Genomic DNA, 21402 nt, shown 5'->3' on the forward strand with positions numbered 1-21402 from the left:
GGCCCGTCGGCCCGGGGTGTGGTCGCCGTCGCACGGTCGACGAAGGGAACGCCTGATGGCTTCCGACGACAGCACCACCACGCCGGACACGACTCCGGAACCCACCCAGCCCGCCGCGGCGGGTGCCGATCACGCCCCCGCGACCGAGGGCACGCCGGCTCCGCGCAAGCGATCGACCCGCAGTCTGGAATCCCGGCAGGCCGCCGCCAAGAAGGCCGCCGCCACCCGCGCCCGCAAGAAGGCCGAGGCCGCCGCCCGCCTGGCCGCCGAGCAACCGGGGGAGCCGGAGGACGTCCCGACCTCGCCGGCCCCGACCGACGAGGCGTTCGTCGCCGCCGCGCCCGAGGCGTCCCTGCCCGGTGACGACGAGGCGGACCAGGCGCAGGACGCCCGCGACGTCGAGGTCTCCCCGCTCTCCCAGCCCCCCGTCGACGCCCAGGAGGCCGTCTCCGGCCTGCTCACCGACCCGATGGACGACCCCGTCGTCCGCGCCGCCCGTGCGCGGGAGGCGCAGGAGGAGACCCGTCCGGTCGTCCCCAGCTTCGGGTTGCTGTTCCAGGCGCCCGACCCCGAGGAGGTGCTCGACCTCCGCGCCGCCTCCGGCCGCGAGGACGACGCCGATGACGGGGATGACGACGTCGACGACGACACGGACGACGGAGGCGAGTCGCGCGACGGCGACTCGCGCGGTGACAGCCGGGGCGGGGGAACGCAGGGCGACCGTCGCGCCGGCGGTGGCCGCGGCAACCGTGGCCGAGGAGACGGCCGTGCCGACGGGGCCGGTCGTGGCCCGGCCACCTCGGACGACACACGCGGTTCCGAGCGATCGGATCGTGTCGACGACACGGACGACGCCGACGACTCGGGCGACGACGACTCCTCGGCGTCCCGGGACGGCCGTGACGACGACTCCGACGGCAACCGTCGTCGCCGCCGCCGGGGCGGCCGTGGGCGACGGCGCCCCTCCGGCCGTGGGGGCGAGGACGGCGCCGACGCCTCCGAGGATCGCGACGACGAGGGTCGCGGCAAGGACGAGCGCGGCCGTGAGGGTCGTGGCGATGACGACCGTCGCCGGAACCGCGGCAGCGACGACCAGGGCGACGGGGACGAGTCGGCAGAGGACACCCGACGCGACGCCGGGCGGGGCGGCGACCCCGCCGACCAGGGCGAGGGCGAGTCGACCGGCCGTCGTCGGCGCCGTCGGCGCCGCAGCGGGTCCGCGGGCGACTCCGACGACCCGCCGGGCACCGTCACCAAGGTGCGCGAACCGCGGGACTCCGCGACCGGCATCAAGGGGTCGACGCGCCTGGAGGCCAAGCGCCAGCGCCGCCGTGAGGGCCGGGAGGCCGGGCGTCGCCGCACGATCATCACCGAGGCCGAGTTCCTCGCGCGTCGCGAATCCGTCGAGCGGGTCATGGTCGTGCGCGAGCGCGGTCCGCACACGCAGATCGGCGTCCTCGAGGACGGCATCCTCGTCGAGCACTACATCTCCGGAGGCGGCACCGCCCAGGGCGCGGCCGGTGCGCCGGGCGCGTCGATGGCCGGCAACGTCTACCTCGGGCGCGTGCAGAACGTCCTGCCGAGCATGGAGGCGGCGTTCGTCGACATCGGTCGCGGCCGCAACGCCGTCCTGTACGCCGGTGAGGTCAACTGGGACGCCGCGGGGCTCGAGCAGCACAAGGCCCGCCGCATCGAGAACGCGTTGTCGAACGGGCAGTCCGTGCTCGTGCAGGTGACGAAGGACCCGATCGGGCACAAGGGCGCCCGGCTCACCTCGCAGGTCTCGCTGCCCGGTCGGTACCTCGTGTACGTGCCGGACGGGTCGATGACCGGCATCAGCCGCAAGTTGCCCGACACCGAGCGGGCGCGGCTCAAGAAGATCCTCAAGCAGATCGTCCCCGACGACGCCGGCGTCATCGTGCGCACCGCGGCCGAGGGCGCCTCGGAGGCCGAACTCACCGCCGACGTGGAGCGACTCCAGCGGGCCTGGGCCAAGATCCAGAAGAAGGCGAAGACCGGCAACGCGCCCGTGCTGCTGCACGGGGAGGCCGACCTCACGACGCGCGTCGTCCGTGACGTGTTCAACGAGGACTTCACCAAGCTCGTCGTCCACGGTGACGGTGCGTGGGACTCGATCAGCGACTACGTCGAATCGGTCGCGCCCGACCTCGCCGACCGCCTCGAGCGGTGGACGGGGGAGAAGGACGTCTTCGCCGCCTACCGCGTCGACGAGCAGATCGCCAAGGCGATGGACCGCAAGGTGTGGCTGCCCTCCGGCGGGTCGCTCGTCATCGACCGCACCGAGGCGATGACGGTCATCGACGTCAACACCGGCAAGTTCACCGGCTCCGGGGGCAACCTTGAGGAGACGGTGACGAAGAACAACATCGAGGCGGCCGAGGAGATCGTCCGCCAGCTGCGGCTGCGCGACATCGGCGGCATCATCGTCGTCGACTTCATCGACATGGTCCTCGAATCGAACCGTGAGCTCGTCGTCCGTCGACTCGTCGAGTGCCTCGGGCGTGACCGCACCAAGCACCAGGTCGCCGAGGTCACCTCGCTCGGCCTGGTCCAGATGACCCGCAAGCGCGTCGGCGCCGGGCTCATCGAGGTGTTCTCCGAGGAGTGCGAGCACTGCCACGGCCGCGGCATCCACGTGAGCACCGAGCCGCTCGAGAAGTCGACGGACTCCGGGGACGGCGGTCGCGACGACCGACGCGGTGGCCGCCGCAACGACCGCGCGCGTCGCGAGGTGCGGGGCTCCGGCAGCGGGCGCGACCAGCGGGATCCGCGTGAGTCTCGGGATTCGCGTGACCAGCGGGATCCGTCACCGGCGACGCCGAGCGGACCCACGCCTGCGCAGATCGCCGCGGCCGCCTACGCCGCCGCCGTGCAGTCGCACGGCAGTGGCGAGGCACGGTCCGAGGGCGAGGACGCCCCGATGGAGACGGCCGCCGTGGAGGCGATCGTCGCCGAGCACCTCGAGGGCTCCGAGGTTCCCGTGCCCACCGCCGACGATGCCCGGGATGACGCTCCCACGATCGCCGAGCCCGGCTCCACCGGCTCGGCCGGCTCCACCGGTCGCCGCCGGGGGTCTCGTCGCGCCTCTTCGCCGAGCGCCGCGCCCGCAGCGCCCGTCGTCGAGCCGGGGTCGCCGGTCGTGAGCGGTGAGCTCGGCACGGACGCGGCACCTGCCACGGGTCGGGTGACCGGCAAGGTCACCGGGCGCGTTCAGCCGCCAGCCTCGGCTGCTGCGGCCGAGCCTCACGACGGTGACGAGTCGTCGGTGTCCTCGGGTGAGGCGGATGAGCTGCCGACGTCGAACTCCGGGGCGCTTGGTGCGGATTCGCCGATCGAGACCCCGGCCGCGCCGGCCACTCCGGCGCAGCCGCGTCGTCGTGGTGCGCGTCGCGCGGCGAGCGCGCCGACCGCTGCGCCGTCGGGCGCGGCTCCAGCAGTGTTCACGGCCGAAGAGGCCACTGCCGCGACCGAGGCCCTCGCGAGCTCGGAGCCGAAGACGGTCGCGGCGGCTGCGGCGTCGGATGGTCAGGTGCAGTCCCAGACAGAGGCCACCGAGGCAGAGACCCCGGCCGAGGAGGCTCCGGCGGCTCCGAAGCGCCGCCGAGCCGCCCGCCGTGCCGCGGGCTCCCCGGCTGGCCCGCCCCGCTCCACCGAAGGGGAGTGACCCCCTCGCCGGTGCGTCAAGATCGCAGGTAAGGATGCGGGCGAAGGGTCGTGATAGCGACCCTCTGGCCGCATCCTTACCGTCATCCTTGGGTCGCCGCGTGCGCTGTCGGCGCATCTGTCGAGGTGAGAGGCGGCGTCGACGACGCCGACAGGACGATGATGGGGTGTCGGGCGTCGAGGTGTCGGCGGTGGCGGTCGAGAACGGGGCGGGGTTCCGGCTCGGCCCGTTCGATCTGATGCGCCCTTTCCCGGGTTCTGTGCCCTGTTCGGCGCGAACGGCGCGGGCAAGAGCACGCGCTGAGGGCCGTGCACGCCCGTCGTCAGGAGCAGGGCACGTCATCGACACTCATGCCTCAGTGGGATGCGGTGGGAAGCGCCGGACAGACGGGACTCCGGTGGCGAGCAATCGTGGGGGCTGCTTGCATGGCCATGTGCGCAACACGCCACACGGCCCGCCGGGTCTCGCGGCTCAAGGAAAGAGATGTGCGTCACATTCTGTGTATCTGAGGTTGTTGTCCAGGTGACACACTTTCGCCCGGGATCAGGCGTTTGTCACGGTAAGTCGTTCGTATTGGATTCAGTTTGGCGAATCTAACCCTGAAGTCGAGAGCTATACTTGGCCGTATCCGGCGTGGCCGGCATATGTCACGTGGTGGCACGACAACTACTGACACCTCACCTGCCGTGTGGAGAAGGTATGCGTCACTCATTCTGGTGACAGGTCTGTTGGTCGTCGGTGGGTTGATCTGGTGGCTGGTGGCGACTCAGGGCGGGCGTGACTATCTCGCGAACAATAAGAGCAACTCGGCCTCCTGCGCACAAGCAGTGACGCGTGTCGCCGCGACGAGAGCCGCTTCGGACCTTGAGAGCGTTCTCGGCGAAAGCATGGAGACCCACCCCGTGTCGCGCTGCCAGGGCTGGATCGTGGAGATTCAGTACGTGTCTGATTCAGAGCGAACTCAGGTGGTGGAAGCTCTCACCGGTGCCGGTGCCGTCAAGCGCCCGGAGGGCTGGTTCTGGGGGGCGGTCCCCCTGATGCTCAGGAATGTGTGACGTCATCACATTCCGTTGCACCCGACGTGCCTACACCCGCTCGGACACGTTGTCAGCAGGATAAGTGGCTCTTCCGGATCAAGGGTGTAGTTGGGGTATGAATGCCTCCGGCATCGAGGACTCTGCGGGTGATGTAGTTGGTGATGTTGCGGAAGCCGAGCGCGATGCCGCGGAGGTGTTCGAGTCGGCCGTTGGTGACTTCGGTGGCGCCGTTGGATGTGCCGGGGTGGTCGAATGAGGCCAGGACATCGTCGGCGCGTTCGTGCGGGGTCCGTCCGAGCCGTGCGATCTCTTCCAGCCCTTGGGGGACGCCGGTGCTGATCTTGGCGATCAGCATGCTCAGGGCCGTTCTTCCTGTCCTGCGGTCGCGGTCGCGGTAGGCGCCATGAGCTGCTGGTAGACGTCCCAGGTGATCTGTACGCAGGTATGGCGTTCGTCGGCGAACAGCTCGCGAAGGCGGCTCTTCTGCTTGTCGCTGAGCAGTGATTCACCGGTGTGCAGGCTCCTGCGGGCCTGGTAGAGCGGGTCGCCCGCGCGGCCGCGGCGGCCATGGATGTCTTGTTGGGTCCGTCGTGGGGACATCGGCGTCCTCGAGGGGGAGGATGGGGAGTGAGGACGGCGGGGTGACGGACGTGTCGGAGTTCTGGTTGTCGGTCGCGGTCGTGCCCCTCATCGCGGCGGCCGCCCTGGCCGTGTCGAGACGCGGCCGAGGGTGGTCGTCCCCCGAACCGGCGGACCCGGAGAACGCCTGGGATGCGGCGCCTCTGCCCGCACGGGTCCTGCTCCACGGTTGGCCCGTTCTCGGCGCGGTCGTGGCTCTGACTCTCGCGTCGTTCGGCTGGTGGAACGCAGGCCTGGGCGCTCCCGAAGAACGCCCGACCCACTGGGGCGCAAGCGGGGTCGACGCGACCATGCCCCGCGGGGAGGCGCTGGGATTTCCCCTGCTCATCTCCCTCGTCGTCGCGGTGTGGTCGGCGGCCGTGACCTGGCGTCACCGGCGCGGGCTGCACCTCGCGGCGGACACCGCAGTCATGTGCGGCCTGTTCTCGTGGATCGGTGTCTCCGCGCTCGTCGCGTCACTGTTCTCCGGAGGCGCGGCCTGGGTCCCTCTGCTCACAGTCTGCGGCGCGCTCGCCGGGACGGTGGCGATGGCCGCGGGCGTCCATGCGCTCGGCCGTCGTCGGACGACGAGGGAGGGGGTCGTCGCGCGCTCGCGCTCGATCTCCGAGGTGTCCTGACCGGGGGATCGATCGACCGGTGAGCGGCATGTCCGTGCGTTCGTCGTCAGCATGACGCGGTGACGATTCGGATTCGTCGTGGACGGAGTCCATGAGGACAACGTCATCCGCGGCGCCGCGGTCCCCGACGCCGGCATGCACATCGACCTCGAGTGGTGATGACCACCCGGTTCGTGCGCTCGCGCGGGGGGACGCCGACGGCCCCGTCGGTGTGAGCGAGACCCCGGCCGCTCGAACAACTCCCGCGGATCGGTGCTCTAGGTGTACTCGGTCGGGACGTTGGTGACAGGGAGACGTTGACGAACAGGAGAACCCCCGTGTGGGGTGGGGCTTGTCGAAGGCATCCACGCACACACGGAGGTTCTCGTGGCCCACGCTAATGCTCGGTTGACGGTTCATGGAAGACGGCTGCTGGTCCAGCGGGTCCGGGAGGAAGGACTGCCGGTGGCCCACGTCGCTGCCGCGATGGGGATCTCGCGTCAATGCGCCCACCGTTGGGTGCGCCGCTGGGACGCCGAGGGGGACGCGGGCCTGTGGGACCGTTCCAGCCGGCCACACCGATCCACCACCCGCACCGCGGCCGCGACCGAGGAACGCATCCTGGCTGCCCGCCGGGAGCACCGCCGTGGTCAGGACTGGATCGGTGCCCACGTGGGTGTACCCGCCCGCACGGTCAACCGGGTCCTGCACCGCCACCAGATGCCACCGTTGCGGTTGCTGGACCCCCTGACCGGTGCGGTGATCCGAGCCTCGAAGACCACGACCACCCGCTACGAACGCTCCCGACCCGGTGAACTGGTCCACGTGGACGTCAAGAAACTCGGTCGGATCCCCGACGGTGGTGGGTGGCGGGTCCACGGCCGCGCCGCCAGTGATGCCGCCAAGGGCAAACGCGCCCGGATCGGGTATGACTACGTGCATTCCATGGTCGATGACCACACCCGCCTGGCCTACAGCGAGGTCCTGCCCGATGAAACCGGTGCCACCTGCGCGGGGTTCCTCACCCGAGCAGCCGCCTACTTCGCCGCGCACGGGATCGAGCGGATCGAGCGGGTCCTGACCGACAACGCTTTCGCCTACCGCAACAGTCGCCTCTTCGCCCAGGCCGTCGCCGAGATCGGCGCCCGGCAGAAGTTCATCCGCCCCCACTGCCCCTGGCAGAACGGCAAGGTCGAAAGGTACAACCGCACCCTGTCCACCGAATGGGCCTACGCCCGCCCCTTCACCAGCAGCAGCCACCGCACCGCCGCGCTTGCCCCCTGGCTGGAGCACTACAACACTGAACGCCGCCACACCGCACTCGGCGGAGCCACTCCTACCAGCCGACTGTCACCAACCTGACGGCCGAGTACATCTAGGGGACGCCCACAAGCCGGAGGCCGGCCGTCGTGGCCGCCGCCGCGAGGACGACGACGAGGAACGGCAGGCGGCGCCAGGCGAGCAGACCGGCGACGAGGACCCCGGCCGGGCGCGCCCACCCCGCGAAGGCGCCCGCCTCGAGCAGCGCCGAGGTCGCGACGAGGGCGCAGAAGAGCACCGCGACGGCGTGTCCGGCGAGGCGTTGGCCGTCCTCCGGGAGCTCGGTGCGCGCCCGCAGCGCCACGCCGACGAGCCGGGCCAGATAGGTGAGCGTGGCGAGGCCCACGGCGCCGAGCGCCAGCATGGTCGGCGACATCGCCCCGGGGAGGGTGGTCATCGAGATCTCGTCCGTTCGGGTCGTCGGCCGAGGGTGAGGACGGTGGCGCTCAACGCGAGCAGGACCGGCACCCCGGCGGGGAGCAGCGGGGTCGTGGCGACGGCGATCGCAGCGCCGACGAGCCCGGCGACCGCGACGCGCCGCTCGCGCAGGCTCGGCATGACGAGCGCGAGCAGCACCGCCGGGAACGCCGCGTCCAGACCGAACGCCCCGACGTCGTCGATGGCCCGGCCCCCGAGGGCGCCGACGAGCGTGCCGAGGTTCCAGAGGGCGAAGAGGAGGACGCCCGAGGACCAGTAGACGGCCTGCCGGTGTCGGGGATCGGACTGCAGGGCGAAGGCCACGGATTCGTCGGTGATGAGGTGGGCACCGAGGAACCGCGTCCTCCGCGGCTCCAGGAGATCCCCGACCGCATACCCCAGCGGGACGAGTCGGAGGTTGACGAGGAGGGCGGCGAGTCCTGCGGCGAGCAGGCCGCCACCACCGAGGACGAGGCCGAGGAAGACGAACTGCGAGGCACCGGCGAACACGGCCAGGGAGATCAGGCACGGCACCCACCACGGCAGCCCGCCGCCGACGGCGAGGGCGCCGAAGGACATCGCGATGAGCATGTCGGCGAGGCAGACGAGCAGGATGGCGCGCAGGGTGGGCGCCGGGAGTGTTCGCCAGATCGAACGCATGATGCCTACACTGAACGCAGGCGTCAGCGTTCGTCAAGATCGACGAGCGTTCGAGACAGCGAACGGGAGGCGGAGGGATGTCGACGTCGGCACCGTTGGAGACCATCGCCCACGCGCTGCGCCGCGAGCGTGCTCGGGTCGGGCTCAGCCTGTCCGAGACCGCCCGCCGGGCGGGTATCGCGAAGTCGACGCTGTCCCAGCTCGAGTCCGGTGCGGGCAACCCGAGCGTGGAGACGTTGTGGGCGCTCAGCCTCGCCCTGGACACCCCGTTCTCGCGGCTCGTCGATCCACCGGTCACCCCGGTGACCGTCATCCGGGCGGGGCAGGGTCCGGCGGTCGCCTCCGAGACCTCGGACTACGTGGCCACGCTGCTCTCGGCCAGCCCGCCGCAGGCGCGTCGCGACCTGTACCGGATCTGCGCCGAACCGGGCGAGCCCCGCGACTCGGCCGCACACATGCCCGGGGTCGTCGAGCACGTCGTGTTGTGTACCGGACGCGCACTGGTCGGCGCCGCACAGGAGCCGGTCGAACTCCGCCCCGGGGATTACGTCTCCTACCCCGGCGACGCCCCCCACACCTTTCGGGCGCTGGAGCCCGACACCACCGCCGTCCTGCTCAGCGAGCATCCCTGAGTGGTCCATCTCGGGTTTTGGGGAGGCGCGGGTCGCGTGGGCGGGCGGGGTTTGGTCGTTGCGCGCCCCCTCCCGTACTCTGGAGAGTCGGTGCGCCCACCGAGATCCGTGTTTCGTGAGTCCCCCGCCGTTCGCGCGTGGTGGTCCCGTCTCGACGGGCCGGTTCATCAGAGGTGCTTCGTTCGAACCAACAGGAGTCATCCACGTGTATGCGATCGTCCGTGCAGGCGGCCGTCAGGAGAAGGTGTCCGTCGGCGACGTCCTCATCGTCGACAAGGTCAAGGGCAACCCCGGCGACAGCCTCGAGCTCGCCCCCATCCTTCTCGTCGACGGCGAGCAGGTGACGACCGACGCCTCCGCTCTCGCGAAGGTCAAGGTCTCCGCCGAGATCGTGAAGCCCACCAAGGGCCCCAAGATCACGATCATGAAGTACAAGAACAAGACCGGGTACAAGAAGCGTCAGGGTCACCGTCAGCACTCGACGCAGATCAAGATCACGGCGATCGACGCCTGAGGCGTCGGACGAGCGAGAGGCAGAAGGCGACATGGCACACAAGAAGGGTGCGTCCAGCTCCAAGAACGGGCGCGATTCCAACCCGCAATACCTCGGCGTCAAGCGTTTCGGCGGTCAGCTCGTGAACGCGGGCGAGATCATCGTCCGTCAGCGCGGCACCCACTTCCACCCCGGCGTGAACGTCGGCCGAGGCAAGGACGACACGCTGTTCGCCCTCACCGCCGGTGAGGTGCGCTTCGGCGCCAAGCGCGGCCGCAAGACCGTGAACATCGACCTCGTCGAGACCGCCTGACCAGGCGAAGTCACGACGCGTCGTCAAGGGGGCAGGGCCGACCACGGCCCTGCCCCCTTCGTCATGCCCCACGGCCTTCCTGAGGCAGAGCTTCCCGCGAGGCCCTTCCCCGGACAGGCGTATCCCGGACACGCCGCATCCCGGGCAGGGGGTGCACGTGGAGCGGCGCCGATATCCGCGCAGAACGTCGGGTTCGGCGTCGACGTTCATCGCCGATGTGTTCCCCGGGTCACCCTGGCTCGCTACTCTGGGCGGCATCCTCGGACGCACGAGACGGCACGAACGGAGAGCGACATGACCGGGCATGAGGGCTCCTGGCCGGCGGGCACGCCCTGTTGGGTCGACATCACCGTCCCCGACATCGAGACGAGCAAGCGCTTCTACGCGGCGCTGCTCGGGTGGCGGTTCGACGAGTCCGCGCCGGAGTTCGGCGGGTACACCAACGCCCGACTGGGCGGCCGCGCCGTGGCCGCTCTGTCCCCGCCCATGCCGGGCGAGGAGGCGGGGGCGCCGGCATGGACGGTCTACCTCGCCACGGACGACCTCGACGCGCTGGACTCGGCGGTGACGTCGGCCGGTGGCGAGCAGATCCTCGCGCCGATGCAGGTGGGCCCGATGGGGTCGATGGCGCTCTACGCCGACCCGGAGGGGGCCGTGTTCGGCGCGTGGCAGTCGGGGCAGCACACGGGATTCGAGGTGACCGACGAGCACGGGGCGGTCACCTGGTGCGACTTCATGACGTCGGACCTGTCGGCGGCCGAGGGCTTCTACGGGCAGGTGTTCGGGTACACGTTCGCCGCCGCGGGGATGCCGGGGATGGAGTACGAGCTCGCCTTCCTGCCCGACGCGCCGGAGGAGGCCCCCACGGGCTTCGCGGCCAAGGGACCCGACGAAGCCGACATGCCGTCGATGTGGTCGGTGTGCTTCCACGTCGACGACGTCGACGCGATGGTCGGCAGGGTCCAGGAGGTCGGCGGTTCGATCCTCATGGGCCCGTCGGACTTCCCCTTCGGGCGCCTGCTCATCGTCACCGGTCCCGACTCCGAGACGTTCTCGCTGCTCACGCCCCCGCAGGGATAGCCACCCGAACTCCGCGCCGGCAGCTCCCGGGCGCGCGGGGTGCGCTGGAACGGGTCCCACGGGCCAGGGGCGTCGTCGTGGGTCGGCCTCGAGACCGGCCGAGACGAACCCCGCGCTCGCCGACGTCGCGGACTCTGCGGACGGTCGGCCTCGGCGGGCGTGGCTCACGGTGCGGCCGCGTCGTGAGAGACTGGCAGGCCATCGTCTATCCCGGCCTGGTGGGCATGATGACGCCTCGCGCGCCTCGCGCGCCTCGCCTCCTCCGCCTTCCGCGACCCACCCCGCCAGCGGATGACGTCATCGGTGACGTCATCGGGCCACCACCCCCCGCCCTTCAGCAGCAGGAGAAACCCATGGCAGCGCCCACGTTCGTCGACCGCGTCACCCTGTACGTGAGCGCGGGGAACGGCGGACACGGCTGCGCCTCGGTGCGGCGTGAGAAGTTCAAGCCCCTCGGTGGGCCCGACGGCGGCAACGGCGGCAACGGCGGCGACGTCGTCCTGCGGGTCGACCACCAGGTGACGACACTCCTGGATTACCACCGCAGCCCCCACCGCAAGGCCGGGAACGGACGCCCCGGCGAGGGCGATGAGCGCAACGGCGGCAACGGTGAGCCGCTCGTCCTCGCCGTCCCCGACGGCACCGTCGTCAAGAACGACCGCGGCGACGTCGTCGCCGACCTCGTGGGGGAGGGCGCCGAGTACGTCGCCGCCGGGGGTGGCCGCGGCGGTCTCGGCAACAAGGCCCTCGCGACGACGAAGCGCAAGGCTCCCGGTTTCGCCCTGCTCGGCGAACCTGGCGCCGAGGCCACCCTCACCCTCGAACTCAAGACGCTCGCCGACGTCGCCCTCATCGGGTTCCCCTCGGCGGGCAAGTCGAGCCTCGTCTCGGTCATCTCCGCGGCCAAGCCCAAGATCGCCGACTACCCGTTCACGACCCTCGTCCCCAACCTCGGCGTCGTCACCGCCGGTGACGTGCGGTACACGGTCGCCGACGTGCCCGGCCTCATCCCCGGCGCGCACGAGGGCCGCGGCCTCGGCCTCGAGTTCCTCCGCCACGTCGAACGCTGCTCCGTGCTCGTCCACGTCGTCGACTGCGCCACCCTCGATCCTGGCCGGGATCCCATGAGCGACCTCGACGTCATCGAGGACGAACTGCGTCAGTACGTCCCGGACGACGCCCTCGGTGGCCGTCCGCTCGCCGAGCGCACCCGCATCGTCGTCCTCAACAAGGCCGACGTGCCGGAGGCGCGTGAACTCGCCGAGTTCGTGCGCGGCGACCTCGAGGCCCGCGGCCTGGAGGTCCACATCGTCTCCGCCGTCGCCCGCACGGGACTCAAGGAGTTGACGTTCTCCCTCGCCCGCCACGTGCAGGCCCACCGCGCCGAGTTCGGTGAGGTCGAGGAGCGTCGTCGCATCGTCATCCGCCCCGAGGCGCTCGACGACGGCGGGTTCTCCGTGCGCCGCGAGAACACCTCCGACGGATTCGTCTTCCGCGTCACCGGCGCCAAGCCCGTGCGGTGGGTGCGTCAGACCGACTTCACCAACGACGAGGCCGTCGGCTATCTCGCCGACCGCCTGAACCGCCTCGGGGTCGAGGAGGAACTCGTCAAGGTCGGTGCGGTCGCGGGCGACACGGTCGTCATCGGCGACGGCGACGACGCCGTCGTCTTCGACTGGGAGCCCACCCTGTCCTCGGGCGCCGAGATCCTCGGCACCGTCGGCCCCCGCGGCACCGACATCCGCCTCGAGGACGCCCACCGCCCCACCCGCGCCGAGAAGCGGGAGGACTACGACCTGCGCCGCGCCGCCAAGCAGGCCGCCCGCGAGGAACTCGCCGAGGAGCGTCGCGCCGGGCTCTGGACCTCCGAGGACTGACCCGGAACACGCCGACGCCCGGCGGCCCGCTCGACGACGCCGACCGGTCGACGACCCCGACCGGTCGACGCCCGGGCGATGCGCACAAGTGTCATGGTCGGGACCGCGCCCCTGGCCTAGGCTGACCGTACGCGGAGACCGCCGTCGGTCCCCTCCCTGCCGCGTTCCACACGGACGTGAGACGAGGGGAGAACGACGATGATCGTGCTCGACGTGCGGATGCCCACGCCGCCTGCGGTCCCCGTGGTGGCCTCGCCCTCGCCGGGGGCCACCGCGACCAACACCAGCCGCGCCAAGGAGGACCCGCGACTCCAGTGGGGTGGGCATGGCGCCTACGCCGGCGGGATCGGCTTCTCCGTCCTCGACCGGGCGCTCATCCGGGCCGTGACCGGCGAGAACGTCGAGATCCTCAACCCGAAGGACCTCTCGGCGTTCGCGTTCCAGATCCTCACCGACCGTCACAACGGCCGCCTGCCCGCCGGCCGCGAGGTCGACCTCGACTACCTCTCCCGCACCCACCGACGCCTGCTCGGGCTCGGGGAGGCCAACCCGTTCGCCGGCGCCCTGCTCAAGCGTGCCGTGCAGTTCGTGGAGTCCCGGGCCTCCGGTCGCATCGACATCGCGATGTGACGACGGCGCGCGTGATGCGGCCACGCGTGGCGCATCGAGGGACATGCCGGCGGGATGTCGTGCGCGCGAGGGCGTGTCGCACTTCGGTCGCGGTGAGGCCGGGCTGCGGGAGTTCGTGCCGCGCCATGATCCCCGAGTCCACTGCCGGCGCCTCCGAGCGGGGACGCAGCGGCGGGCGGGTGAGGAGGCAGCCGGTAGTCTCGCCGACGTGAGTGATGCGTTGACGTCCGCGCGGGCCCGGGTCCGCGACGCGCGGACCGTGGTCGTCAAGGTCGGGTCGAGTTCGCTGACGACGCCGGAGGGCGTCCTCGACGTCGAACGCCTCACCGCCCTCGCCGACGCCCTCGCCGCCCGCCGACTCGCGGGCTCGGACGTCGTCCTCGTCTCCTCCGGCGCGATCGCCGCCGGGATCGTGCCGCTCGGCCGCACCTCCCGGCCCAGGGACCTGGCCACCCAGCAGGCGGCGGCGAGCGTCGGCCAGGGGGCGCTCATCGCCGCCTACACCTCGGCCTTCGGGGCCCACGGACTCACCGTGGGACAGGTGCTCCTCACCGTCGAGGACCTCATCCGCCGACAGAACTACGGCAACGCCCGGCGCGCCGTCGGTCGCCTCCTGCGCCTCGGCGTCGTGCCCGTCGTCAACGAGAACGACGCGGTCGCCACCGACGAGATCGGCTTCGGGGACAACGACCGTCTCGCCGCCCTCGTCGCCCACCTCACCCACGCCGAGGCACTGCTGCTGCTCACCGACGTCGACGGGCTCTACGACGGCCCGCCGGACGAGCCCGGCTCGGCCCGCATCCCCCTCGTGCGCAATCGCGAGGACCTCGCGGAGGTCCGCCTCGGCGGAACCGGTTCCAAGGTCGGCACCGGCGGCATGGTGACCAAGGTCGAGGCCGCCCGCATCGCCACCGGCGCGGGCGTGACGACGGTGCTCACGAACTCCGCGCAGATCGTCGACGCCCTCACCGGCCGCGACGTCGGCACGGTGTTCCTCCCGACCGGCACGCGCCCCGCGTCTCGGATGCTGTGGCTCGCTCACGCGAGCGAACCCGTCGGGCGGCTCGTCGTCGACGACGGGGCGGTGCGGGCGCTGCGGGGCAGGGGCGCCTCCCTGTTGCCTGCCGGCATCGTCCGAATCGAGGGGGTCTTCGACGAGGGCTCGCCCGTCGAGGTGGTCGACCGGCGTGGACACGGCGTCGCCCGTGGGCTCGTGGCCTACGGCAGCGACGAACTCCCGCGCCTCCTCGGTCGATCCACGGCCTGGATCGGGGACGTGTTCGGTGAGGAGTACGCCCGCGAGATCATCCACCGTGATCATCTCGTGCTGGTCTGATCGGCGCCGACCGGATCCCGTTGCCCGCGCATTCGTCGCCGGGCCCTCCACCTCGATACCGTCGTGGGCATGAGCGTCACGATTCAGCGCGCCCACGTGCGGGACGTCAGCCGCGTCAAGCCCCTGTGGAAGCTCCTCCTCCAGCGGTACCGGGACTACGCGGCGGGGGACTGGCCGGTGCGCGACCCCAAGGAGGCCTGGGAACGGCGTCACCAGGACTACCTGTCGTGGATCAACGACGGGATGGGCGTCATCTACCTCGCCACCGACTCCGAGGACCCCGACGGCGGCCTGCTCGGTTACGCCGCACTGCGATTCGTCGACTCCGGCGCGGCCATGAACCTCGGGGACTCGATCGGCCTCATCGAGACCGTCGTCGTCCACCCCGAGCACCGCGGCAAGGGCATCGGCCACCAGCTCATGGCGACCTGTCGCCGCGAGCTCGAACGCCGCGAGATCGGGTTCTGCTGCATCGAGACCCTCACCACCAACGAGGAGGCCCTCGGCCTCATCGAGAAGAACGGCTTCCGCCCGTACATGACGCGGTTCATCCGGCGCATCGAGACCGTCTGAGTCGTGCGGGCGCGGGTCTCGCGAACGCCGACGACCACGACGACGCCGACGACGACGCCGACGACACCGCCGGGCACGACGCGCCGCCGACCACGACTCGCGGCACGGCCCGACGGGCACCCGGCTCGAGGACCGCGCGGCCTCGACACCGCCGGCTCTGACGAGGCCAGGATCCGAGCACCCCGGACGTCCCACGACGCATGACGAGGACGTCCCCGACGCATCGCACACGAGAGGCATTCCGATGACCGAGACCAGCACCGTCGACGCCGCCGTCACCGCCGAGGTGGAGCGGCGCGCGCGCCTGGCGGGGGAGGCGAGCCGGGTGCTCGCCGGACTCACCCGCGCCCGCAAGGACGCCCTGTTGCTGGCGCTCGCGGACGCCCTCGACGCGGCGGCCGCGGAGGTCCTGCCCGGCAACGAGGCCGACCTCGCCGCGGGCCGCGAGGCGGGTCTGCCCGATTCCCTGCTCGACCGGCTGCGGCTCGACGAGGCGCGCCTGGCGGCGATCGCCGACGCCGTGCGGCAGGTCGCCTCGCTCCCCGACCCGGTCGGGGAGGTCGTCCGGGGCTCGACGCTGCCGAACGGGTTGCAGATCCGGCAGGTGCGGGTCCCGATGGGCGTCGTCGGGATGATCTACGAGGCGCGCCCCAACGTCACCGTCGACGCGGCCGCGCTCGCGCTCAAGAGCGGGAACGCGGTGCTCCTGCGCGGCGGGTCGGCCGCGGCCCGCAGCAACGAGGCGTTCGTCGGGGTCATCCGTCGGGTCCTGTCGACGCAGGGGCTCCCCGAGGACGCGGTCGCCTCGGTCGACGACGGCGGGCGGGAGGCGGCGCGGGCGCTCATGCGCGCCCACGGGCTCGTCGACGTCATCATCCCGCGTGGGGGAGCGGGGCTCATCGCGACCGTCGTCCGGGAGTCGGTCGTGCCGGTCATCGAGACCGGCAGCGGCAACTGCCACGTCTACGTCGATGCCGCCGCCGAGCCGGGCATGGCACGCCGCATCGTCATCGACGCCAAGACCCACCGACCCAGCGTCTGCAACGCCGCGGAGACCCTTCTCGTCCACGCCGACCGCGCGGGCGACCTCCTGCCGCTCCTCCTCGCCGACCTCCACGAGCGCTCCGTGCGCCTCTACGGCGACGAGCGGACCCGCGCGCACGCCGGTGAGGTCCCCGTCGAGCCTGCCACCGAGGAGCTCTACGACACCGAGTTCCACGGGCTCGAGATGACCGTTGCCGTCGTCGACACCCTCGAGGACGCCCTCGCGCACGTGCGCCGGTACTCCACGGGCCACACCGAGGCGATCGTCACCGACGACCGCGTCGCGGCCCGTCGCTGGACCGCGGGGGTCGATGCGGCCGTCGTCATGGTCAACGCCTCGACGCGGTTCACCGACGGCGGCGAGTTCGGATTCGGCGCCGAGATCGGCATCAGCACCCAGAAACTCCACGCCCGCGGCCCGATGGCGCTGCCCGAACTCACGACGACGACGTGGATCGTCGAGGGCGACGGTCAGACCCGTGGCGACGATGCTCCGGGCGAGGCGGGCGCACCCACCCGCGCGCGATAGAGTCGGACGTCCCCCAGCACCCGGCAGTGAGGAAGAGCAAGCGATGGAAGCCACCGAGGTCCGTAAACTCGCGGCACTCGAGGACGACCACTGGTGGTACCGCGAGCGGCGCCACATCCTCGCCTCCTCCCTCAAGGGGATGACGCCGGGCACGGCCCTCGACATCGGCGCGGCCGGCGGCGGCAACTCGCGCGTGATGCGTGACCTCGGGTGGAACGCGATCCCGCTCGAGTACGGTGCCCCCGGTGCCGAGGTCGCCGAGGAGCGGGGCCTCTCGGTCATCCGCGCCGACGCGACCCGCCTCCCCATCGCCGACGGGGCTCTCGACCTCGTCGTCGCCTACGACGTCCTCGAGCACCTCGCCGACGACGAGGGCTGCGTCGAGGAGGTCATGCGCGTCCTGCGACCGCACGGCCGGTTCCTCGTCGCGGTGCCGTGCGACCCCAAGCTGTGGAGCGAGCACGACGTCGCCGTCGACCACCTGCGCCGCTACACCCGCGAGACCCTCACCGCGCTCCTCGACCGCCCGGGCTTCGAGCTGCGGTCGATGACGTCGTGGAACGTCCTCCTCCGCCCCGTCGTCGCCATGCGCCGAAAGAAGAGCAGCGGCAGCGACCTCGAGGAGCTCAACCCCATCGTCAACCTCGGGCTGCGCACGATCGTCACCGCCGAGCGGTACGTGCCGGGGGTCAAGTCGCTGCCCGGCGTCACGCTGTTCGCCGACCTCCGACGGGTCTGAGGACCTGCGTCCCGGGGCGACAGGCCCCGGGACGACACGAGAGGCCGCCTCCCATCGCCGGGGGCGGCCTCTCGTGTCGTTCGGCGCGTCTCGCGTTCGGGGCGCTGGCGTTTCGGATCGTGCCGGAAGGTGGGGGGCGGGGTCCGAAGCCTCCGGTCAGTGCCGGCGTCGTGCCATCCGGTCCTCGGCGGACAGGCCGGTGCCGTGGCGTCCGTCCTCGGCCGGGGCCGGGACGCGGGGGAGGACCGAGGTGGGCGGGGTGGTCCGTGAGGCCCCGGAGCGGTCCTCCCGGGCGCCGACGATGACGAGGGCGTCGGTGGGGACCTCCGTGCCCTCCGCGAGGGCGGCCGTCCGCTCGGCCTCGAGCAGGGCCTCCTGGGCCTCGACTTCCGACGACGTCCCCGACGCCGAGGTCGTCCTCGGCTCCGGGCCGTCGGCCCCGTCACGCTCGGGCAGCTCGTCAGCCGCACCGCTCGTCGCGGGGGCCGGACGCGTGACGTCGGTGATCTCGGTCGCCGCGGCGGTGTCGGGGCGCACGGCATCGGTCGCGCCGTCGTCCGTCGTGACGAGCGTGCGCTCCCCGGGTCGGGCGTCACGGACCGTCGGGACGACACCCTCCTCGTTCGGGGTCGCCGCCACGGCGCTCGAGCCGCCGGTGATCGCGGGCCGGCCACGGAGGTTCGCCGGCCCTGACGGCGCGGGCTGCGTGCCCGTGGTCGTCTGGGACTCGCGGCGGATCTCGGCGGAGTCGTAGGCGACGAAGTACGTGGGGATGCCCTGCATCATCGTGTACATCCGCCCGACGTATTCGCCGAGGAGACCGAGGCAGAGGAGCTGGATCGCGCCGACGGCCGCGACGGTGACGACGGTCGAGGCCCATCCGGCGACGGCGTGACCGCTGAACACCGACACGAGCGCGTACACGAGGATGACCAGCGCAAGGACCCCACCGAGCAGACCGCACCACGTCGCGAGCCGCAGCGGCGCCATCGAGTGGCTCGTGAGGGAGTCGATGGACAGCTTGATCATCTTCGTCAGCGGGTACTTGCTGTGGCCCGCCGCCCGCTCCTCGCGCTTGTAGGCGACCTGCGCGGAGGGGAATCCCAGCGCGGGGACGACGAGCCGCAGCACCCGGTGGTGTTCGGGGAGGGCGTTGACGGCGTCGACCGTGGCGCGCGACATGAGGCGGAAGTCACCGGCGTCCGGCGGGGCGTCGGTGCCGGAGACCGCGCGCATCGTCGCGTAGAACGCCCGCGCAGTGCCGCGCTTGAACGCCGTGTCGGTGCTGCGGTCGTTGCGCACGCCGTAGACGACGTCGACGCCCTCGCTGCGCGCGAGCTGGAGCATCTCGACGATGACCTCCGGGGGGTCCTGGAGATCGGCGTCGATCGTCACCATGTAGGCGCCGCGCGACCGGGCGAGACCGGCGGAGATCGCCGCCTGGTGCCCCGCGTTGGCGCGCAGCCGCACGATGCGCATCTCCGGCCACTCCCGGCGCAGGCGCTGGAGGATGACGGCCGAGGCGTCGGTGCTGCCGTCGTCGACCGCGACGACCTCATAGGTCGTCTCGAGGCCGTCGAGGATCGGTCGCAGCCGGTGGGCGAGCAGCGGCAGCACCTCCTCCTCGTTGTAGACGGGGATGATGACCGACAACTCTGGCTGCATGAGCACAGGGTAGGTGACCGGCCCTGGACGCGACCTCACGGTAGGCTGTGCCCATGTCGATGTTCCTCACGCTCGTGACCGAAGCCGAGCACACGCCCGTGCATCTGCCCATGCCCGCCTGGGGGTTCGGCGTGCTCGCCCTCGGCGTGTTCGCCGGTCTCCTGCTCTTCGTGTGGATGTTCCGCCACACGGCGCAGACCCTCATCGAAGGCGGTCACGGTCCCGACCAGGGCGACTTCGCCCACGGCAACGCTCCCGAGCGCGGCGGCCGCCACGGCGCCACCGGCACGCACGACCAGGGGCACCGACACTGACCAGGCGCATCGGCGTGATGGGCGGCACGTTCGATCCCATCCACCACGGTCACCTCGTCGCGGCGAGTGAGGTCCAGCACCTCTTCGGCCTCGACGAGGTGATCTTCGTTCCCACGGGCCGGCCGTGGCAGAAGGACGCCGGCGGGGTCTCCCCGGCCGAACACCGCTACCTCATGACGGTCATCGCGACCGCCTCCAACCCGCGGTTCTCCGTGAGTCGTGTCGACATCGACCGGCCGGGTCCCACGTACACGATCGACACCCTCCGCGATCTGCGCGACGACAACCCCGACGTCGAGTTCTTCTTCATCACCGGTGCGGACGCCCTCGAGGCGATCCTGTCGTGGAAGGACGCCGACGAGCTCTTCGACCTCGCGCACTTCGTCGGGGTCACCCGCCCCGGGCATCACCTCAGCGCCGAGGGGCTCCCGTCGAAGGGCGTCACCCTCACCGAGGTCCCCGCGATGGCGATCAGCTCCACCGACTGCCGCACGCGCGTCGGCGACGGGGCCCCGGTCTGGTACCTCGTCCCCGACGGGGTGGTGCAGTACATCAACAAGTACGACCTCTACCGTCGACCGGGCACCCCCCGGCTCAAGGCCCCGAGGGCATTGCGCTCCGCCCTCACCTGACGTTCCGGGGGAGCGTCGCGAGGCCGCGCCGGCTCGCGCCGTCGTCCGCCGCCCCCGATCACCCTCTCCACCCTCGATCACCAAGGAGACACACCGCGTGGCTGCAACGCCCGAGGCTCTCATCCAGGCTCGACTGGCCGCCGAGGCGGCCGACGACAAGCTCGCCACCGACATCGTCGCGATCGACGTGAGCGGGCACCTCGCCCTCACCGACGTCTTCGTCATCGCCTCCGCGCCCACCGACCGGCAGGTGCAGGCGATCGTCGACGCCGTCGAGCGGGCGATGCACGAGAGCGGCGTCAAGCCGCTGCGCCGCGAGGGGGAACGGGAGGGGCACTGGGTGCTCCTCGACTTCGGTGACATCGTCGTCCACGTCATGCGCGCGGAGGACCGGATGTTCTACCAGCTCGAGCGACTGTGGAAGGACTGCCCCATCGTGCCGCTCGAGGGCCTCGGCGCGCGCAGCGAGGGCGAGGCGATCGAGGCGTGAGTCCCGCCGTGGTGACCTCGGGCCCGATCCGACGTCTCGTCGTCGTGCGGCACGGGGTCACCGACCACAATGCCCGCGGCATCTGGCAGGGCCATCTCGACTCCCCTCTCTCCGAGGACGGCCTCGCGCAGGCGGAGGAGGCCGCTCGTGAGCTCGCGGCCTACGAGCCCGACCTCATCGTCTCGAGCGACCTGCAGCGGGCCCGGGTGACGGCCGAGATCATCGCCGCCGCCTGCCCGGGGCGGGAGGTCCGGATCGACCCGCGACTCCGCGAGATCCACGTGGGCCAGTGGCAGGGGCTGGAGCGGGCGGAGATGACCGAACGTTTCCCCGACGCCCCGACGCTGCTCTCGGGCACGGAGGACTTCCGTCGCGGCGTCGACGGCGAGACCTACGGCGAGCTCGCCGACCGGATGCACGCCGCCTGTACCGACCTCTTCGGCGACCTGCCCGAGGGCGGCACGCTGTTCCTCATCACGCACGGCGTGTCCGCGAGGGCGCTCACGGGGGACCTCCTCGGCCTCGACCGCGAGGCGTCGTGGGGGATCCTCGAGGGCCTCGGCAACTGTCACTGGGCCGAGCTGCGGGAGACCGCACCCGGTACGGACCGGTGGCGCCTCGTCGGCTGGAACCTGCGCACCCCACCCGTCGACTCCCGGCAGGGCGCCCGATTTGGAGCCCAGACGCCCCGGGGCTAAACT

The 21402-nt window shown here is 71.6% G+C and carries 21 protein-coding genes and 1 pseudogene; 18 read left to right on the forward strand and 4 right to left on the reverse strand.

The window, feature by feature from the left end:
• Positions 1–55: 55 nt before the first annotated feature.
• Together RT054_RS01325 and RT054_RS01330 are read left to right on the forward strand one after the other, a co-directional pair.
• Positions 56–3685 (forward strand): Rne/Rng family ribonuclease, encoded by a 3630-nt coding sequence (locus RT054_RS01325; RefSeq protein ID WP_313021724.1) that lies wholly within the window; start codon positions 56–58, stop codon positions 3683–3685.
• A 716-nt stretch (positions 3686–4401) separates the two neighbouring features.
• Positions 4402–4740 carry a hypothetical protein gene (locus RT054_RS01330; protein WP_313021726.1) on the forward strand — a complete coding sequence of 113 codons (339 nt, stop codon included), beginning with the start codon at positions 4402–4404 and terminating at the stop codon, positions 4738–4740.
• Positions 4741–4818: 78 nt separating this feature from the next.
• On the opposite strand, the pseudogene RT054_RS01335 reads toward RT054_RS01330, so the two are convergent.
• A pseudogene (locus tag RT054_RS01335) lies at positions 4819–5313 on the reverse strand (transposase); the annotation flags it as partial.
• A 50-nt stretch (positions 5314–5363) separates the two neighbouring features.
• Between RT054_RS01335 and RT054_RS01340 the strand changes: the two are divergent.
• Both RT054_RS01340 and RT054_RS01345 read left to right on the forward strand, forming a co-directional pair.
• Positions 5364–5978, forward strand: coding sequence for a hypothetical protein (locus RT054_RS01340; RefSeq protein ID WP_313021727.1), 615 nt, complete (start codon positions 5364–5366; stop codon positions 5976–5978).
• 366 nt (positions 5979–6344) lie between these two features.
• Positions 6345–7319, forward strand: coding sequence for an IS481 family transposase (locus RT054_RS01345; protein WP_313021729.1), 975 nt, complete (start codon positions 6345–6347; stop codon positions 7317–7319).
• 13 nt (positions 7320–7332) lie between these two features.
• Here RT054_RS01345 and RT054_RS01350 read toward each other — a convergent pair whose 3' ends face one another.
• Together RT054_RS01350 and RT054_RS01355 are read right to left on the reverse strand one after the other, a co-directional pair.
• Positions 7333–7674 carry an AzlD domain-containing protein gene (locus tag RT054_RS01350; protein WP_313021731.1) on the reverse strand — a complete coding sequence of 114 codons (342 nt, stop codon included), beginning with the start codon at positions 7672–7674 and terminating at the stop codon, positions 7333–7335.
• Complete coding sequence (locus tag RT054_RS01355) at positions 7671–8354, reverse strand: AzlC family ABC transporter permease (RefSeq protein ID WP_313021733.1); 684 nt, start codon at positions 8352–8354, stop codon at positions 7671–7673. The genes RT054_RS01350 and RT054_RS01355 overlap by 4 nt, the downstream gene beginning before the upstream one ends.
• Before the next feature lie 77 nt (positions 8355–8431).
• Between RT054_RS01355 and RT054_RS01360 the strand changes: the two genes are divergently transcribed.
• The 10 genes from RT054_RS01360 (at position 8432) to RT054_RS01405 (ending at position 17600) form a co-directional block, all read left to right on the forward strand.
• Positions 8432–8986, forward strand: coding sequence for an XRE family transcriptional regulator (locus RT054_RS01360; protein ID WP_313021734.1), 555 nt, complete (start codon positions 8432–8434; stop codon positions 8984–8986).
• 205 nt (positions 8987–9191) lie between these two features.
• A complete protein-coding gene (gene rplU / locus RT054_RS01365; RefSeq protein WP_312720685.1) occupies positions 9192–9500 on the forward strand; it encodes a 50S ribosomal protein L21 in 309 nt (102 codons plus the stop codon).
• A 31-nt stretch (positions 9501–9531) separates the two neighbouring features.
• Complete coding sequence (rpmA, locus tag RT054_RS01370; protein ID WP_312720682.1) at positions 9532–9792, forward strand: 50S ribosomal protein L27; 261 nt, start codon at positions 9532–9534, stop codon at positions 9790–9792.
• A gap of 294 nt (positions 9793–10086) precedes the next feature.
• A complete protein-coding gene (locus RT054_RS01375) occupies positions 10087–10872 on the forward strand; it encodes a VOC family protein (RefSeq protein ID WP_313021736.1) in 786 nt (261 codons plus the stop codon).
• 353 nt (positions 10873–11225) lie between these two features.
• Positions 11226–12749, forward strand: coding sequence for a GTPase ObgE (obgE, locus tag RT054_RS01380; RefSeq protein ID WP_313021737.1), 1524 nt, complete (start codon positions 11226–11228; stop codon positions 12747–12749).
• Between the two features lie 198 nt (positions 12750–12947).
• Positions 12948–13379 carry a hypothetical protein gene (locus tag RT054_RS01385; protein ID WP_313021739.1) on the forward strand — a complete coding sequence of 144 codons (432 nt, stop codon included), beginning with the start codon at positions 12948–12950 and terminating at the stop codon, positions 13377–13379.
• A gap of 208 nt (positions 13380–13587) precedes the next feature.
• Positions 13588–14715: a glutamate 5-kinase gene (gene proB / locus RT054_RS01390; protein WP_312720674.1), complete on the forward strand. Its 1128-nt coding sequence runs from the start codon at positions 13588–13590 to the stop codon at positions 14713–14715.
• 69 nt (positions 14716–14784) lie between these two features.
• The gene (locus RT054_RS01395) at positions 14785–15288 is read left to right on the forward strand and encodes a GNAT family N-acetyltransferase (protein ID WP_313021741.1); all 504 of its coding nucleotides are present in this window, start codon (positions 14785–14787) and stop codon (positions 15286–15288) included.
• A gap of 244 nt (positions 15289–15532) precedes the next feature.
• Positions 15533–16861: a glutamate-5-semialdehyde dehydrogenase gene (locus RT054_RS01400; RefSeq protein ID WP_313021742.1), complete on the forward strand. Its 1329-nt coding sequence runs from the start codon at positions 15533–15535 to the stop codon at positions 16859–16861.
• A 43-nt stretch (positions 16862–16904) separates the two neighbouring features.
• The gene (locus RT054_RS01405; protein WP_312719646.1) at positions 16905–17600 is read left to right on the forward strand and encodes a class I SAM-dependent methyltransferase; all 696 of its coding nucleotides are present in this window, start codon (positions 16905–16907) and stop codon (positions 17598–17600) included.
• A 156-nt stretch (positions 17601–17756) separates the two neighbouring features.
• On the opposite strand, the gene RT054_RS01410 is transcribed toward RT054_RS01405, so the two are convergent.
• On the reverse strand, positions 17757–19265 hold the full coding sequence (locus RT054_RS01410) for a glycosyltransferase (RefSeq protein ID WP_313021743.1): 1509 nt from the start codon (positions 19263–19265) through the stop codon (positions 17757–17759).
• A gap of 53 nt (positions 19266–19318) precedes the next feature.
• On the opposite strand from RT054_RS01410, the gene RT054_RS01415 reads away from it, so the two are divergent.
• The 4 genes from RT054_RS01415 to RT054_RS01430 all read left to right on the forward strand — a co-directional run bounded on the left by RT054_RS01415 (position 19319) and on the right by RT054_RS01430 (position 21399).
• Positions 19319–19579 (forward strand): hypothetical protein, encoded by a 261-nt coding sequence (locus tag RT054_RS01415; protein ID WP_312719649.1) that lies wholly within the window; start codon positions 19319–19321, stop codon positions 19577–19579.
• Positions 19580–19596: 17 nt separating this feature from the next.
• Positions 19597–20211, forward strand: coding sequence for a nicotinate-nucleotide adenylyltransferase (nadD, locus tag RT054_RS01420; RefSeq protein ID WP_313021745.1), 615 nt, complete (start codon positions 19597–19599; stop codon positions 20209–20211).
• Positions 20212–20308: 97 nt separating this feature from the next.
• Positions 20309–20701, forward strand: coding sequence for a ribosome silencing factor (gene rsfS / locus RT054_RS01425; protein WP_313021747.1), 393 nt, complete (start codon positions 20309–20311; stop codon positions 20699–20701).
• Positions 20698–21399: a histidine phosphatase family protein gene (locus RT054_RS01430; protein ID WP_313021748.1), complete on the forward strand. Its 702-nt coding sequence runs from the start codon at positions 20698–20700 to the stop codon at positions 21397–21399. The genes rsfS and RT054_RS01430 overlap by 4 nt, the downstream gene beginning before the upstream one ends.
• The last annotated feature ends 3 nt before the right edge of the window (positions 21400–21402 follow it).

Origin of the sequence: Mobilicoccus sp. (assembly GCF_032060985.1) — a bacterium.
In the GTDB taxonomy this organism is placed as follows: Bacteria; Actinomycetota; Actinomycetes; order Actinomycetales; family Dermatophilaceae; genus Mobilicoccus.